This is a genomic window from Niastella populi (genome assembly GCF_002078015.1).
Lineage (GTDB): Bacteria > Bacteroidota > Bacteroidia > Chitinophagales > Chitinophagaceae > Niastella > Niastella populi.
In genome coordinates, this window is record NZ_LWBP01000102.1 from 1 (window position 1) to 1,304 (window position 1,304).

At 42.9% G+C, this 1,304-nt stretch carries 1 pseudogene; it reads left to right on the forward strand.

What is annotated here, in order from left to right:
- Positions 1 to 79 precede the first annotated feature (79 nt).
- Positions 80 to 1,149 (forward strand): annotated as a pseudogene (locus A4R26_RS10760) (IS3 family transposase); the annotation flags it as partial.
- Positions 1,150 to 1,304 lie beyond the last annotated feature (155 nt).

Here is a 1,304-nt window from a genome sequence, read left to right on the forward strand (position 1 = left end):
TGTAGGCTCCCCCCAAATTCGGCCAGTTAAAGTTAGAGTTAATGACAAATTTGATTATTAACTTTTAATTTTACAAGCAATGAAAAAAGGAAGATTCACAGAACATCAGATTGTAACTGCATTAAAGCAACAGGAAGCAGGAATACCGGTTAAAGATATTAGCCGTGAGTTGGGCATCAGCGAAGCGACTTTTTATAATTGGAAAGCCAGGTATGGGGGAATGGAAGCCAGTGATGTATCGAAAATGAAGGAATTGGAAAAAGAAAATGCCGAGCTCAAAAAAATGTTTGCGGAAATGAGCCTTGAAAATAGAGCCATGAAGGCTTTAATCGAAAAAAAGTTGTGACGCCGCAGGAGAAACGGGAGGCTGTTGATTTCTTGACAACTGATCAGCAGTTAAGTAACCGTAAGGCGTGTAAATTGATGGGTATATCCCGAACAACCTGTCAGTACCAGTCAAAATCAAAAGATGATACAGAACTTCAAACCGCATTAACTGCACTCACCACCAGGCATGCAGCTATAGGATTCTGGCAATGCTGTTACAGACTATGGAACAGGGGGTATTGGTGGAATCACAAAAGAATTTATCGGGTGTATACAGACATGAATCTCAATATCCGCCGTCGGGCCAAAAAGCGTTTACCGGAAAGAGTAAGACAGCCGTTAAGTGTTCCCACAGCGCCTAATCAGGTGTGGAGTATTGACTTCATGTGTGACAGTTTGGTGGATGGCAGAAAGTTCCGGTTATTCAATGTTATTGACGACTTTAATCGTGAATCATTGGCTATCGAAATAGATACTTCGCTACCGGCCCGGCGGGTAATACGCGTGCTTGAAAGGCTCATTGCCGAAAGAGGCAAACCGGCTAATATCAGGTGCGATAACGGCCCTGAATTCATCAGCCATCTATTAGAGCAATGGTGCAAAGATAGACAGATCAGCATACAATTCATTCAGCCTGGCAGACCCATGCAAAATGCCTATATCGAAAGAAAGAACGGAAGTCTTAGAAGAGAACTGTTAGATGCTTATCTGTTTAACAGCCTCGCTGAAGTAAGAGTTATGAGTGAAGAATGGCGGGTAGACTACAACACAGAGCGACCTCACAAATCCCTGGGTTATTTATCCCCGATAAAGTACGCTGAACTGAAAAATAGGCAAGCAGCTTTATCCACACCGGCAAGCGGAAATCCTTTACAAATTGAAGCGCAGCCGGTAGTGGATAAAGCGGTCGAAAGCCAAAAGATTTTTACATTTGAAATCTCTAATTGATACTGGCACTAAAACAGGGGGAGCCGACA